The organism is Pseudarthrobacter phenanthrenivorans, assembly GCF_036455295.1.
GTDB lineage: Bacteria > Actinomycetota > Actinomycetes > Actinomycetales > Micrococcaceae > Arthrobacter > Arthrobacter phenanthrenivorans_C.
Window position 1 is genome coordinate 163,464 of sequence record NZ_JAYXNX010000003.1, and the last position, 12,841, is coordinate 176,304.

Genomic DNA, 12,841 nt, shown 5'->3' on the forward strand with positions numbered 1-12,841 from the left:
CCCGCAACGGCGGGCCCACATTCAAGGGGGAGCACGATGACCAGGCCCAGGCGTACCGTCTTCAGCGTTCTCGGGCTCAGCGGCCTGATGATGCTCACCGGCTGTTTCGGCCCGCCCAGTCCGTCCCCCACCAACACGTCCGCCACCGCAACGGCAAGCGCCACGGCCAGCAGCGCCAGCCCCAGTGCGACGGCGACTCCCACCACCCCGGCGACCACCACTGCGCCGCCGGGCACCTCAGCCGCGCCCACCACCACACCTGCCGTGCCGCCGTCGTCCGCCCCCGCCAGCCCACCGCCAACCCAGGAACCCACTCCCACGGGCCTCCCTGAACAGACTGCCCCGCTGACCATTTACTACGTGGCAGTCGGGGACAACGGCGTCTCGGGGCCGAAAATCGGCTGCGGTGACAGCCTGGTGGCCACTACCACGGCGCCCGTGACCTTCACCGACCAGGTGGGACCGAGCATCAAGACCCTGCTCGCCAACAAGAGCCGCGACATCGGCATGTCCGGGCTGATCAATGTGCTGTACCAGTCCAGCCTCACGTACCTGGGCGGGGAGCTGGACGGCAGCACCATCACCATCTGGCTGTCCGGGCAGTTCATGCTGGGCGGCGTCTGCGACATCCCGCGGGCCAAGGCGCAGCTGGAGTACACGGCAATGAGCGCGTCGGGCGCCACCAGCGCGCAGGTGTTCGTGAACGGGCGGCCGATTGACGAGGTTCTCAGCCTCAAATGACGCGGATCCACCACCCGGGGCACCGGGAAGACGCAGCCGGATGACGGGCAGGGACGGGACGGAGCGCCTGCAGCACCCGCTGTTCGCCCGTGCGTTTGCGCGCGCGGTGGGGACCATTGACCGGCGGGGCGCCGCTGAGCACCGCCGCCGGATGCTGGTGGGCCTGCACGGATCAGTGATCGAAATCGGAGCGGGCGCGGGATCCTCCTTTCCGCTGTACCCGCCAGCGGTCACCCACGTCCTGGCCCTGGAACCGGATGACTACCTGCGGGGTGTGGCACAGGAACAGGCGGCCGCCGCCAGGGTCCCCGTGACCGTCGTCGCTGCCGCCGGAGAGCACATCCCCGCAGAAACCGGCAGCGCCGATGCCGTGGTGGCCAGCCTTGTGCTCTGCAGCGTCGAGGACCAGGCCGCGGTGCTCGCCGAGATCCGCCGGGTCCTGCGCCCCGGCGGAACCCTGGCCTACTACGAGCACGTCCGGTCCGCCCATCCTGTGCTGGCGAAGGCGGAAGACGTGCTGACCCCGGTGTGGGGGCGGTTCATGGGCGGCTGTCACCTGAACCGGGACACCCTTGCGGCCATCACGGCGGCGGGTTTCAATGTGCAGGACAACGAGCGGTTCGGCTTCGCCGTCCAGCGGCTGAACCCTTCCCTCGCCCACATCCTGGGCACGGCCACCAGTCCAGGGCCCCCGGGAACACGAACGGATCCGGCATGACAGACCTGAACGTCCAGGAGCGCAGCAGCCTCCAGCTTCCCATCACCGAGGCCGCCAGCCTGACGGCGGACCAGACTCTGGTGCGGCTGGGTTCCGGGCCTGAAGGCCTCGCTGAGGATGAAGCGGCCACCCGGCTGGAGCAGCTGGGCCCCAACGCCGTGCGCACCCATCGGGCCAACGCCTGGGCCGTGCTGGGGCGGCAGTTCGCCAGCCCCATCCTCATTCTCCTGATCGTCACCGCCGGCCTGTCCCTGTTCCTGGGCGACGCCACCAATTCGATCGTCATCGGCGTGATCCTGCTGGTAAGCGTGGGGCTGGGGTTTGCCAACGAATACCGGGCGGAGCTGGCGTCCGAGGCCCTGCACTCCCGCGTCACCCACAAAGCAGCCGTCCAGCGCGGCGGAACCACCCTGGAGGTGGACGTCACCGCCCTGGTGCCAGGCGACGTCGTCCATCTCTCCCTGGGTGCCATTGTTCCGGCGGACATCCGCCTCCTCACCGCCGAGAACCTGCACTGCGACGAAAGCATCCTCACCGGGGAGTCCCAGCCTGCGGCCAAGGACCCGGCCCCCGTTCCCGCCGGCTCCCCACTTGCCGACCTCACCTCCTGCGTGTTTATGGGGACAGTGGTCCAGTCCGGCGGCTGCAGCGGCGTCGTGGTGGCCACCGGCGGCCGTGCGGAGTTCGGCCGGATCGCCCTGGGCCTGGGGGAGCGGCAGCCGCAGACCGAATTCCAGCTGGGCCTCAAACGGTTCTCCTTCCTCCTGCTGCAGGTGGCCCTGGTGCTCACATCGCTGATCTTCGTGGCCAACCTGCTGCTGCAACGCCCCGTGCTGGAATCGCTGCTGTTCTCCCTGGCCATCGCCGTGGGCATCACGCCCCAGCTGCTGCCCGCAGTGGTGAGCACCAGCCTTGCCACCGGAACGCGCCAGCTGGCCAAACGGAAAGTGCTGGTCAAGCGGCTGGTATGCATCGAGGACCTGGGGGACATGGACATCCTGGTCACTGACAAGACCGGCACCCTGACCGAGGGAAAGATCAGCTTCACCCGCGCGATTCCCGCCAGCGACACGACGTCCGACGGCGGCCTGCTCACCCTGGGCCTGCTCGCCACCGAAGCGAACTATGCCGGCGCCCGGGTTTCCTCCGCGGGCCAGAACCCCCTGGACGCCGCGCTGTGGGAAAGTCCTGGAGCGGCCGCCTTTGAACCTTCACGGTTCGAGCGGCTGGACCTGATCAGGTTCGACCACCAGCGCCGCCGCACCACGGTGCTGGTCCGCGACGCCGGAGGCCCTGCGCTGCTGATCACCAAGGGCGCACCCGAGGACGTCCTGGCCCTGTGCGGGCCCACGCCGCCGGCGCCCGGGTGGTTGCCGTGGCCAGCCGCCCTGCACCCGGGCTCAGCCGGCTTACCCCCGCTGATGAGCAGGGCCTCACCCTGGCCGGGTTCCTGGTGTTCCTCGACCGGCCCAAGGCCAACGCCCGGGAGTCGCTGGACCGGCTTGAAGCGCTGGGCATCTCGGTCAAGCTTGCCACCGGTGACAACGCCAAGGTGGCGGAGAAGGTCTGCGCGGACATTGACGTCATCTCCGGCGGCACGCTGACAGGTGCCGAGGTTGAGGCAATGTCCGACGCCGACCTTGCCGCCAAAGCGCGGACGGCCACCATCTTCGCCCGCGTATCCCCGGAACAAAAGGCACGCATCATCACCCTCCTGCGGCGAAGCGGCGGCGCCGTTGGATTCATGGGGGACGGCGTCAACGATGCCCTGGCCCTGCACAAGGCGGACATCGGCATCTCGGTCGACACCGCAACGGACGTGGCCAAGGACGCTGCCGACGTCGTCCTTCTCGACAAGGACCTGGGCGTCCTGGCCGACGGTGTGATGGAGGGCCGGCGGATCTTCGCCAACACAATCAAGTACGTGCTGATGGGCACGTCCAGCAACTTCGGCAACATGTTCAGCGCGGCCACCGCATCCGTGGTGCTCAGCTTCCTGCCCATGCTGCCCGGCCAGATCCTGCTCAACAACCTGCTCTACGATTCCGGCCAGCTGGCCATCCCGGGGGACCGCGTGGACCAGGAGCAGCTGCGGGCGCCCTCGCACTGGAACATCGCGTTCATCCGCCGGTTCATGCTGCTGTTCGGACCCATCAGTTCACTGTTCGACTTCGCCACGTTCGCCCTGATGCTGTTCGTGTTCACCGCCGCGCCCGGCGAGTTCCGGGCCGGCTGGTTCATCGAATCCATCGCCACGCAGACCCTGATCATCTTCGCCATCCGCACGCGGCGCGTCCCGTTCCTGCGCAGCCGGCCGTCCACGGGGCTGCTCGCAGCGTCCCTTGGCGTTGTGGCCCTGGGGGTGTTCCTGCCGCTCTCGCCCCTTGCCGGCGTGCTGGGCTTCGACCCGCTGCCGGTGCCCTTCTTCCTGGCACTCCTGGCCATGGTGGTGGTCTACCTTGTGCTGGTGGAGTTCGCCAAGCAATGGTTCTTCGCCCGTGACGCGCAGCAGCTGCCTGCCCCGCCGCCGCCGGTGCAGCGCAGGCACGCCACGCACCACATCGCCCGGCGGGCATTCCGGTTCAGCATCCCCGTCAAGGTGCCCCCGCTCAGGCTGCCGGCGGTGGGTGGGCAGGCCGCCCGGAGGCGGCGGAGGACCGTGCCGTAATCGTTAAGGCGTCGGCAGCCGGGGGTTGTTAGCATGGTGGTAGGGACGCTGGGGGCTCCTCAAAATGTATTCAAAGGTGATGCAGTCCGCCGTGGATGCGTTCGATGTTTGGAGCGTTTTTTCATGTGGCGTGAACCCATCAGGCGGCGGACCCGGGAACTTCTGCGGGAGTTCGTGGAGCGTGCGGACGATCTTGTGCGGGCCCAGGAACATGTTGAGGGCCTGCTCGGCGCGGTGGTCTCCATGACCGAGGACCTAAGCCTGGAGGCAGTGCTGGACCGGCTGGTGCAGTCGGCCTGCGAACTTGTCGGCGCGCGCTACGGCGCCCTTGGCGTGATCGGGGACGACCAGCAGCTCAGCCACTTCATCACCGTGGGCATTGACGACGAAGGCGCCCGGGTCATCGGCGACCTGCCCACCGGCCACGGCGTGCTGGGCGAGCTGATCCGGGAACCCAAACCGTTACGGCTCCACGATTTGGGCGAACACCCCATAGCTGTCGGATTCCCCCCGAAACACCCGCCCATGGGCACGTTCCTGGGCGTTCCGGTGCGCGTCCGGGACGAAGTCTTCGGGAACCTCTACCTGACGGAAAAGATCGGCGACCAGGACTTCACCGGTGAGGACGAGGACCTGGCGGTTGCGTTGGCGGCTGCCGCCGGCGTGGCCATTCAGAACGCCAAACTGTTCGACGACAGCAAACGGCGCCAGCGGTGGCTGGAAGCGGGGATGGAAGTCAGCGATTCCCTGAAGGACCAGCCGCGGTCCGATACCGAAAACCTGGACATGATTGCGGAACGCGCTTTAAAGGCCTCCTCGTCGGTGCTGGCCATGATCGCATCCTCAGGCGCGGACGGAGTGATCCGGTGCCGGACGTCTGTGGGCGCCCAGTCGGTGCCGCGCGGGGAGGAACTGCCGGCTGCCGCAATCCTTTCCGAGGTGCTGGAGACGGGGGAGTCTATGGCGCTGGGGGATCCACTCCAGGTTTTTGATCCCACATCGGCTGAGAAGCTTGGCCCGGTTCTGGTGGCCGCGCTGGGCAGCAACAGCGATGGCCACCGCGAAAGCGTATTGGTCCTGGCCCGGGCCTCCGGAGGGGTCCGCTACACGGACGTCGACATTGAACAGAGTACTGTTTTCGCCTCCCGGATTGGGCTGACCCTGGACCTGCTGAAGGCGAACCAGTTGCGGGAAGAGCACGCGCTGTTCATCGACCGGGAACGGATAGCGGCCGACCTGCACGACCTGGTGATCCAGCGGCTTTTCGCGGCAGGACTGAGCATCCAGGGCCTGCGGCGGTATACCTCGGACCCCGCTGCGCATGAGCGCCGGATTGCCGGGATTACGGGGGAGCTGGACGATTGCATCCATCAGCTCCGTGACACTATCTACTCGCTGCAGGCCCGCGAACCGGACAGGGAACTCCTCAGCGGCCGCGTCCTGCGCGCCGTCCAGGAAGCCGCCAACGCTGCAGGGTTCTCCCCCAGGATCCAGCTCTCGGGCCCAGTCGATGACGCAGTGGGCGACGACGTGGCCGAACAGCTGCTGCGGGTGCTCCATGAAAGCGTCAGCAACGCCGTCAGGCATTCGGGGTCCGAGGATATCTCGGTCCTGCTTGCCGCGCAGGAGGGCGAAGTCGTCCTGACAGTGCGCGATCACGGGCGGGGATTCAAGGATCCGGAACGGGTCAGCGGGTTGAACAACATGAAGAACCGCGCTGCCCAAGTGGGCGGTACCTGCATCATCGACAGCGTCCCCGGCAAAGGCACCAGCGTGACCTGGGCGGCACCCACTGCCGGTTAGGCCGGAAACATCAGTGCAGCAGTTCCCACGCACGGGGGATGGGCACGGGGATCAACTGGCCCCGCCGCCGGAAGCCCAGCTTCTGGAGCACGGAGGACACGCATCCGGCCACGGTGGCATCGGGAAGCGTCAGTTCCTGCCCGATCTGGTGGTTCGTCGAACCCCGGGCCATGAGGGCCAGCACCGTGCGCTCTGTCTGCGTCATGTCTTTCAACCACGGGGCCGAGGCAGTGGCGTGGAGGTTCCCGGCCACCCGTTCCCTGACGCTGGGCCTGATGGGCGGAATTCCCGCGGCGGTGCTGCGGATGCAGTTGAGCAGGTCGTTATGGTCTCCGATCCGCTTGATCACGTAACCAGACGCCCCTGCCAATACCGCTGCCCGTACTGCATGCTGCTCATCCCAACTGGTCAGGATCAGGCATTTCACGTCGGGGGCGGCGGAGCGAAGCTCACGGCACACCTCGATGCCCGTTCCGTCCGGCAGCCTGTCGTCCAGCACCGCGATGTCCGGCTGCAGCACGTGAATAAGTTGGATGGCTTCCGCGGCTGATCCGCTGCCGCCGACGATCTCGAACCCATGATGTTCCAGCAGGTCGCTCAGGCCCCGCCTGACCATCTTGTGGTCATTCAGGATAAAGACGCGGGTGGGCAGGGCAGAGGATCTGGTCTCATCCGGGGGTGCTGCTTGTGTGTCCATGAAGACGCTCTCATCGAATCGACGCCCTCCCCGGCTGCCACTTTGGGCCGCCGCCCCATACGAAAGGAACTCCAGTAAATCATCCGGCATCTAAGGCCACTCAATTCCCAAGTTGGTCCCGGCGGACGCCGGAAGCTCCCGCCTGGCGCCGCACGCCGGGCACACGGTTGTGTGCTCCGGGCCCTTCACCCATTGGTGCGCTTCCTCCAGGCGGTACCCATATTTGCCGCCAAGCTGCTGGAGCTGGTCCAGCGCATCGCTGGCCGCCTCCCACGAGCTCCACCGGCCCACCACCTTGCCGTTGTCCTTGGAGATGACGTTGCATCCGCCGTCGCCCAACTCTGCGGCACCAGGCTGCCCGTTGGACGGCTCGTTCCCGCCGTTCACAGCCTTGTACTCTTCCAGGGTTGCCATGGTCTCTCCCATCCGGGATCAGGCCGCCTTCGGCTGCGGATGGAGAAGGAAGTCTTCCAGTTGCTCAAAGGTGGCCACGGCGTCCTCGAACGCCGGGTTGCGGTGCGGATGGAGGCGGTGCAGGAGCCCGCCGTTGTACTGGAGACGGCGCCGGGCCGTTCCCACCGCGCGGCCGGCGTACTCCAGCTCCCCTGGGTGGCGCGGCAGTGCCCGGGTCACGCACTGGATGGAGGTCAAGGCGACAGCAAGGATGTTGGCGTCCATCTGCCGGCCGGCTGTCCGGTGGTTCCGCAGTTCGGCGGCAAAGCCGTCCCACACTTCGCGGGCTGCGATGCGCGCTACTTCCGTCCGGGCCTCGTTTGCAGGCAGCCCCCGGCCCATGAGGTCCGCGTAAAGGCAGTCGAAACGGGTGCGGAGTTCCTGTGCCCTCGCGCCCGCTTCGGTTCCGGTGGACGCTGCGGATTTGAAATTGGACGGGTGCAGGAGCATCGCCCTCCGGCGCGCTGCTTCGGCCCGGGGCACGGGAACGGGACGGAACGTGAGGATGTCAGCGGACATGCCGGTCCTTTCAAAATCCAGCCAGCGCGCAGGGGGCGCCTGCACGGCGGTGGGGCAACCTCTTTGCTGCCACCGCACGGAGTGTCGCTGGGGTCTTCTGGGAGATGCCTTCCGGCCTCGCTGCTTGAGGACCCGGTGGCGCTTTTACAAGCATGCCAAGCATCCTGAACCCCGCTATAGGGCTAAAGGTCCTGTCTCGCGCCAGGTCCCCTACTGGTCTGCTGGCTGCGGGCCGGTGGAAGGCGGGGGCTTTATGCCCTGTTTCCGGCACGGGGCCGGTCCTAGCCTGAACAAAGGATGCGCGGCGTACGGCCGCGTGCCGGACCCGGGAGGCATACGGTGAAATCGGCAAACGCAAGCATCATCACAGGGGTCATCCTCATCGCGTTGGGCCTGTTGTTGCTGCTGGACCGGCTGGGCGTGACGGACACGGGAGCATTCGTGGCGCCGCTGATCTTCGCGGCCGTTGGCGCGTTGTTCCTGTCGCTGTTCGTCCGGCGCCGGGAAAACTGGTGGGCGGCCATCCCCGGGTCCGTGTTCCTGGGCCTGGCTGCCGTCATCACCGCCACCCAGCTCACGGCCGGCGCCTGGGGTGCGGCGCTCCTGTTCCTGTTCATGGGTGCCGGTTTCGCGGCCGTGTTCCTGCGGGAGCCCGGGAACTGGTGGGCCCTGATCCCGTCCGGCGTCATGTTCACCCTGGCGGTCATCGTGGCCCTGCCGCAGGCACTCCAGGGCACGCCTACGGCTGCCGTCCTCTTCCTGGGCCTGGCGGCCACCTTCGGCGTGCTGTCCCTGATCCCGGTGCGCGTTGATGAGGCCAGCAACCACAGGGAACGGATGAGGTGGCCGCTGATTCCGGCGGGAATCCTTGCCGTAATGGGCCTGATCTTCGTGCTGCAGGCCATGGCCGTGCTTATCCCCGTGGATTTCGCCTTCCCCGCGGTGATGATCCTGGCCGGCATCGCCCTCATGGTCTACGCCTACCTCGCCCACCGCGACGGGCGCCAGGGGGCCCACGGCCCCGGGCCCAAGGCAGGCTGAACCCCTACGGACCAGTTCGCACCATGGAAGGTCCGAGCAGCGTGGCCCACAGGTGCCACAGCATGCCGCCCAGGGTGGCCAGGAACGCGGCAACGGCGAGCCACAGTTCAGCGCGGCCAATGGCAGCCACCAGCGGCAGCTGGTCGGCGCGGCCCAGGTAGATGCCAGCCACGGCGTACATGCCCAGGGGAAAAATGACGCTCCACAGGCCCGGCTCGTAGGCCAACGCCACCCGGTGGACCAGGTGCCGCCACCAGCCGGCTGCCAGGAGCACGGGGAAAAGCCATGAGGCGAAGGACCAGAACACCACCGAGGCGCCGGCCACCAGCCCGCGCGTCGCATCCACCATGGGCGCTCCGGCCATCTCCACGATCCGGGCCCCTGCGAGGACGCTGATGGCCATGGCACCCATGGCCACAAAGTACGCCGGACGCAGGTCCTGCGGCCGGATGGGGTAGGTCATCAGCCGCAGCGAGACGAAAATCCCCACCGCGGCGTACAGGACCAGTCCCACCGACCAGGCAACCACGGCGACCAGGGCCAGGGCCGCACGCCAGTCCGGTGCGGCCTCCGGCTCGATGGACGCGGCCGCGACCGCCACGGACTGACTGGCCACGCACCAGATGAACCACGACCCGTTGGCGTCCTTCACCACCGGCCGTTCGGACCTGCCCAGCACGGCCGTCCAGGGCACGATGTAGCCGAGCACCACCCAGGCGAGCACCGCAACCACCAGGAGGGCCGCCGTCGTGCCTTGCCATCCCGCCATGCCAAGGCGCGTGCCCAGCACGTTCGTCCCGGCAATGAACGTGAAGAAGCCAAACGCCCGGCCCGGATCCAGGAAGTCGCCGCGCATGTCCGCCGGGAACCGGGCCAGGCGGAGCACGCTGAGTGCCAGGATCACCAGGAAGGAGAGCGCGCACACCGCCAGGAGGGCCAGCGACAGGGCATGGAATCCTTCCAGTTCAAGCCCCACGGAGATGATGCCGCTGGCCATGGTGAGGGCGAAGTAGCCGGGGGTAAGCGTCCGCACCGCCTGCTTTGCGCGGGAGCCGAAGGAGTGCCGGTCGTCAGTGGCGGTGTCCATGCACCAAGCTTAGGACCGGCAAATGCTGCGGTGCGGATGCGGTTCAGCGTGCGCCGGGCTGGGCTTCCGCTCTTGCCTTGATGCTGGCCAGGAGCTCAGCCTGGCTGCGCTCGGACATCTTGATGACCAGCGCGTCAACGGCGGCGTCGGCCATGTTCCGGGGGACCACATCGGAGCGCATGTTGAGCCTGGTTCCGCCGTCTTCGGGCGTCACCTCCACTTTGAAGACGGGACCCAGCGCGGCCTTGGACGTGAAGTGGTGGTCCTGGACGAACTCCGTGTATTCGTGCGTCGTCTTCAGGGGAATGCCAAGGACTTTCCACACTACTTGGAAAGTGGTTCCCACCCCTTCCGGTGTGGTCTTCAGGTCCGAAACCTGCACGTCGGGCCCCAGCCATACTGCCGGATCCCTGACCAGGTCGAAGACTTGGCTTACCGGCGCGGCGATCGTGATGCTGTCCCGCCACGTCAGGGTCTGGCTGAACTTGGCTTCGCTTGCTTCCGGAACCGTCTTCTTCCCGGTCTCCACCAGGCTCTTGACGTTGGCCACCATGCCCTGGATGTCGTCTTCGGTCAGCCGGACGAACAGTGCCTGCGCGGGGACCCGGACCACGGGTGCTGCGATCTCCAGGGCGGACTCCACCGTCAGTTCCGTGCCGCTGCCATTGACCGGTTCCAGGGAGAACGTGATGACGGGGCCAACGGATGCCTTGGAGACAATGCGCTTGTTGGGCACCACGTCCCGGTATTCGTGCGTGACGTGCATGGGGACGCCCCATGTCTTGGCGGACCAGCGCGCGGAGGTGCCCACGCCGTCGGGCTTGATATCCAGCTGGGTGACATCGCTGTCTCCCGGGAAGGCTTTCATCCAGTTCGTCGGGTCGCTGAGGAAGGTGAACACGGTATCCACGGGGGCGTTGATCACGGTGCTTTGAAGGATGTTCCTGGTCATGTTGTCTCTCCTTTCCGCCGCGCGCGGGTTCCTGCGCTGGCAATTCCAGTGCAGTCCCCGGAGGGACGCGGGGCCAGAGGACAAGGTCCCAGCCGCAGCTAGGAAGCCGCAGCTAGGAAGCCGCGTCTGCCCGGGCCCAGTGCTCCCGCAGCAGCGTTGCGACTCGCTCAGGTTCCGCCCTGTGCGGGGGATCGAAGTGGTGGCGTTCCGGAAAGACCTCAAGCCGGAAATCGGGGAAGACCCGGGACAGCCGCGCGGCGTTGTCCCCCTGCTCATCCGGGCTGCTCATGCCGCCCAGGACAAACAGCACGGGTTTGGTGAAGGCGGCCAGGCCTTCCCTGGCCAGGCCATATGTATTGAACGCCCGCAGGAAGGCGGTGATCCCGGCGGGGCGCTTGGCCATCCACGGCGGCGGCGGCCCGGGCGGCGGAGGCGGCAGGACGGCGTCGGTCTTCACCTGCAGCCTGGTGAAGGCCGGCAGGAATTGGTCCGGCGGCAACCCGTCAAGGTCCCCGTAGCGCTGCCACAGCCGGGTGTGCGCAAGCTCCAGTCCCAGTTTCCTGCCCATGCCGGCTCCAGCAGGGCCAGGCTGCGGAGCCGCTCAGTGTGCCTTGCGGCGAGCGCCAGGGCAGCGGCGCCGCCGCCGGAGTATCCCAGCAGGTGGAAGGTGTCCCAGCCGCGTAAATCGGCCTCGCGGAGCACGCCGTCCACCTCGGTGTCCAGACTCCAGTCCGGTGGCGGCGTGTCCGTGGCGTAGAGCTCCAGGTCCTTTGCCACCGCGTCCACGGCCGGTCCCAGAACCTCCAGCAGCCGGCCGTACGCGGGCCCGGCGGGGAGCACGCTTCCGGGCAGCAGGATGACGCGGTACGGGTCCATGCCTTTACCTTCCACTTCCGGTCAGCCCCGCCCCGCCAGGTGTTCCGTGACGTACTCGGCATCCGGACCCACACCCACGAGGGTGGCGGAGATGTGCCGGGTCAGCCAAGGAAGCCCGACGGCGTACAGGCCCGGGTGCTCCGTCACGCCTTTCAGGTGGCGGGGGTAGTTCCACTCGTCAAGGATGGGAAGGTCCAGCATGTCGAAGTCCAGCCCGTATCCCGTGCACCAGATGATGGACGTGATGCCCTCCGCTGCCAGGTCCAGCCTCGCTCCTGATTCGGCCGGCAGCCAGTGGTCCTCCACAGGCTCTTCCGGGGCGGGCACCTCCATCCGGGCTGCGGCGATCAAGGCATCGGCCAGGCGCTGAAGGCGCTGGCTGAACCCCGCCTCCACCAGGGCGAAACGCTGGGGGAGGTCGTCAGTGAAGGCAAGCACGCCGTGGTCCGTCCCCTCGAACCTGCCGTGCAGCCGGACGCCCCGCCGGCCCAGCTCCCGCACGCGCACGCTGTGCCCTCCGTTGGTGCCGGACAGTAGCGGATTGCACTGGAAACGGCCGGCAGGCGAGGGCAGCGCCCCGACCTGTAGTGCATTGATGCCGTACTCGGGACCGCGCACGTTGACCTGGACAATCCAATGGAAGATGTCCTGGCCACGGTACCGGCGGGGCGCCTCCGGGCAGGTGGAAACAGACAGGTGAACGGTGCGCCCGGCGTCGAGCAGGTCCTCCGTGATCTGGCCGCCGGACTGTCCCGTCCCCACCACCAGCACGGCGCCGTCCGGCAGCTGGGCGGGATTGCGGTAATTGTGGCTGTGCAGCTGCACGACGTGGCGGGGGATATCGGCGGGGGCCGGCATCCTGGGCCGCTGGAAGGCGCCGTTTGCCAGCACCACGTTCCGCGCCCGCCAATTCTGTGTATCGGTCTCCACGACGAAACCGCCGTCCGCCTGCCCGATCCGGGTGACGTCCGTCCCCAGCTGCACCGGCGCTGCGGTCTTCCGGGCGTAGTCCCGGAAAAGTGCCACCACGTCGTCGCGGGACATGAAGCCGTCGGGGTCGGTGCCCGTGTACGGGCGGCCGGGAAGTTCAAGGCCGAAGTTGGGCGTGTTCAGGTAGAAGGAGTCCCACCTGTCCTGCCAGGCGCCCCCCAGCGCTTCACGCCGGTCGAAGACCACGTGTTCAACGCCCCGCTGCGTCAGCCAGTAGCTGGTGGCCAGTCCGGCCTGGCCACCGCCGACCACCACCGTGTTGACGTCATTGCCGGGTACTGCGGAGGCGGACATGG

At 67.6% G+C, this 12,841-nt stretch carries 14 protein-coding genes; 6 read left to right on the forward strand and 8 right to left on the reverse strand.

Annotated features, from left to right (window positions below; all coding sequences use genetic code 11):
• Positions 1 to 36 precede the first annotated feature (36 nt).
• From VXJ37_RS04960 to VXJ37_RS04980, 5 genes are all read left to right on the forward strand, one after another.
• On the forward strand, positions 37 to 741 hold the full coding sequence (locus VXJ37_RS04960; protein WP_331321960.1) for a hypothetical protein: 705 nt from the start codon (positions 37 to 39) through the stop codon (positions 739 to 741).
• 40 nt (positions 742 to 781) lie between these two features.
• Entirely contained in the window at positions 782 to 1,459 is a 678-nt protein-coding gene (locus VXJ37_RS04965; protein ID WP_331321961.1) for a class I SAM-dependent methyltransferase, read from the forward strand.
• Positions 1,456 to 3,063, forward strand: a complete 1,608-nt coding sequence (locus VXJ37_RS04970; protein ID WP_331321962.1) for an HAD-IC family P-type ATPase — start codon at positions 1,456 to 1,458, stop codon at positions 3,061 to 3,063. Before VXJ37_RS04965 ends, VXJ37_RS04970 begins: the two co-directional genes overlap by 4 nt.
• On the forward strand, positions 2,952 to 4,127 hold the full coding sequence (locus tag VXJ37_RS04975; RefSeq protein WP_331322148.1) for an HAD-IC family P-type ATPase: 1,176 nt from the start codon (positions 2,952 to 2,954) through the stop codon (positions 4,125 to 4,127). The genes VXJ37_RS04970 and VXJ37_RS04975 overlap by 112 nt, the downstream gene beginning before the upstream one ends.
• A gap of 123 nt (positions 4,128 to 4,250) precedes the next feature.
• On the forward strand, positions 4,251 to 5,930 hold the full coding sequence (locus VXJ37_RS04980) for a GAF domain-containing sensor histidine kinase (RefSeq protein WP_331321963.1): 1,680 nt from the start codon (positions 4,251 to 4,253) through the stop codon (positions 5,928 to 5,930).
• Positions 5,931 to 5,940: 10 nt separating this feature from the next.
• Here the strand turns inward: VXJ37_RS04980 and VXJ37_RS04985 are convergent, their stop codons facing one another.
• The 3 genes from VXJ37_RS04985 to VXJ37_RS04995 all read right to left on the reverse strand — a co-directional run bounded on the left by VXJ37_RS04985 (position 5,941) and on the right by VXJ37_RS04995 (position 7,599).
• Positions 5,941 to 6,627 carry a response regulator transcription factor gene (locus VXJ37_RS04985; RefSeq protein WP_331321964.1) on the reverse strand — a complete coding sequence of 229 codons (687 nt, stop codon included), beginning with the start codon at positions 6,625 to 6,627 and terminating at the stop codon, positions 5,941 to 5,943.
• Between the two features lie 90 nt (positions 6,628 to 6,717).
• The gene (locus tag VXJ37_RS04990) at positions 6,718 to 7,041 is read right to left on the reverse strand and encodes a hypothetical protein (RefSeq protein WP_331321965.1); all 324 of its coding nucleotides are present in this window, start codon (positions 7,039 to 7,041) and stop codon (positions 6,718 to 6,720) included.
• An 18-nt stretch (positions 7,042 to 7,059) separates the two neighbouring features.
• Entirely contained in the window at positions 7,060 to 7,599 is a 540-nt protein-coding gene (locus tag VXJ37_RS04995; RefSeq protein ID WP_331321966.1) for a hypothetical protein, read from the reverse strand.
• Positions 7,600 to 7,938: 339 nt separating this feature from the next.
• Here VXJ37_RS04995 and VXJ37_RS05000 point away from each other — a divergent pair, with 339 nt between their 5' ends.
• A complete protein-coding gene (locus VXJ37_RS05000) occupies positions 7,939 to 8,640 on the forward strand; it encodes a hypothetical protein (RefSeq protein WP_331321967.1) in 702 nt (233 codons plus the stop codon).
• A gap of 4 nt (positions 8,641 to 8,644) precedes the next feature.
• Here the strand turns inward: VXJ37_RS05000 and VXJ37_RS05005 are convergent, their stop codons facing one another.
• The 5 genes from VXJ37_RS05005 to VXJ37_RS05025 all read right to left on the reverse strand — a co-directional run bounded on the left by VXJ37_RS05005 (position 8,645) and on the right by VXJ37_RS05025 (position 12,839).
• Positions 8,645 to 9,727: a tellurite resistance/C4-dicarboxylate transporter family protein gene (locus VXJ37_RS05005; protein WP_331321968.1), complete on the reverse strand. Its 1,083-nt coding sequence runs from the start codon at positions 9,725 to 9,727 to the stop codon at positions 8,645 to 8,647.
• A 43-nt stretch (positions 9,728 to 9,770) separates the two neighbouring features.
• Positions 9,771 to 10,679 carry an SRPBCC family protein gene (locus VXJ37_RS05010; protein ID WP_331321969.1) on the reverse strand — a complete coding sequence of 303 codons (909 nt, stop codon included), beginning with the start codon at positions 10,677 to 10,679 and terminating at the stop codon, positions 9,771 to 9,773.
• Between the two features lie 112 nt (positions 10,680 to 10,791).
• Positions 10,792 to 11,247 carry an alpha/beta fold hydrolase gene (locus VXJ37_RS05015; protein ID WP_331321970.1) on the reverse strand — a complete coding sequence of 152 codons (456 nt, stop codon included), beginning with the start codon at positions 11,245 to 11,247 and terminating at the stop codon, positions 10,792 to 10,794.
• Entirely contained in the window at positions 11,133 to 11,555 is a 423-nt protein-coding gene (locus VXJ37_RS05020) for an alpha/beta fold hydrolase (protein ID WP_331321971.1), read from the reverse strand. Before VXJ37_RS05020 ends, VXJ37_RS05015 begins: the two co-directional genes overlap by 115 nt.
• A gap of 21 nt (positions 11,556 to 11,576) precedes the next feature.
• On the reverse strand, positions 11,577 to 12,839 hold the full coding sequence (locus VXJ37_RS05025) for a flavin-containing monooxygenase (protein ID WP_331321972.1): 1,263 nt from the start codon (positions 12,837 to 12,839) through the stop codon (positions 11,577 to 11,579).
• Between the last annotated feature and the right edge of the window lie 2 nt (positions 12,840 to 12,841).

Bases quoted from the DNA above. Each gene is read 5' to 3' on its own strand.
- VXJ37_RS04960 (WP_331321960.1), top strand. From the start codon at position 37: ATGACCAGGCCCAGGCGTACCGTCTTCAGCGTTCTCGGGCTCAGCGGC.
- VXJ37_RS04965 (WP_331321961.1), top strand. From the start codon at position 782: ATGACGGGCAGGGACGGGACGGAGCGCCTGCAGCACCCGCTGTTCGCC.
- VXJ37_RS04970 (WP_331321962.1), top strand. From the start codon at position 1,456: ATGACAGACCTGAACGTCCAGGAGCGCAGCAGCCTCCAGCTTCCCATC.
- VXJ37_RS04980 (WP_331321963.1), top strand. From the start codon at position 4,251: ATGTGGCGTGAACCCATCAGGCGGCGGACCCGGGAACTTCTGCGGGAG.
- VXJ37_RS04985 (WP_331321964.1), bottom strand. From the start codon at position 6,627: ATGGACACACAAGCAGCACCCCCGGATGAGACCAGATCCTCTGCCCTG.
- VXJ37_RS04990 (WP_331321965.1), bottom strand. From the start codon at position 7,041: ATGGCAACCCTGGAAGAGTACAAGGCTGTGAACGGCGGGAACGAGCCG.
- VXJ37_RS04995 (WP_331321966.1), bottom strand. From the start codon at position 7,599: ATGTCCGCTGACATCCTCACGTTCCGTCCCGTTCCCGTGCCCCGGGCC.
- VXJ37_RS05005 (WP_331321968.1), bottom strand. From the start codon at position 9,727: ATGGACACCGCCACTGACGACCGGCACTCCTTCGGCTCCCGCGCAAAG.
- VXJ37_RS05010 (WP_331321969.1), bottom strand. From the start codon at position 10,679: ATGACCAGGAACATCCTTCAAAGCACCGTGATCAACGCCCCCGTGGAT.
- VXJ37_RS05015 (WP_331321970.1), bottom strand. From the start codon at position 11,247: ATGGGCAGGAAACTGGGACTGGAGCTTGCGCACACCCGGCTGTGGCAG.
- VXJ37_RS05020 (WP_331321971.1), bottom strand. From the start codon at position 11,555: ATGGACCCGTACCGCGTCATCCTGCTGCCCGGAAGCGTGCTCCCCGCC.
- VXJ37_RS05025 (WP_331321972.1), bottom strand. From the start codon at position 12,839: ATGTCCGCCTCCGCAGTACCCGGCAATGACGTCAACACGGTGGTGGTC.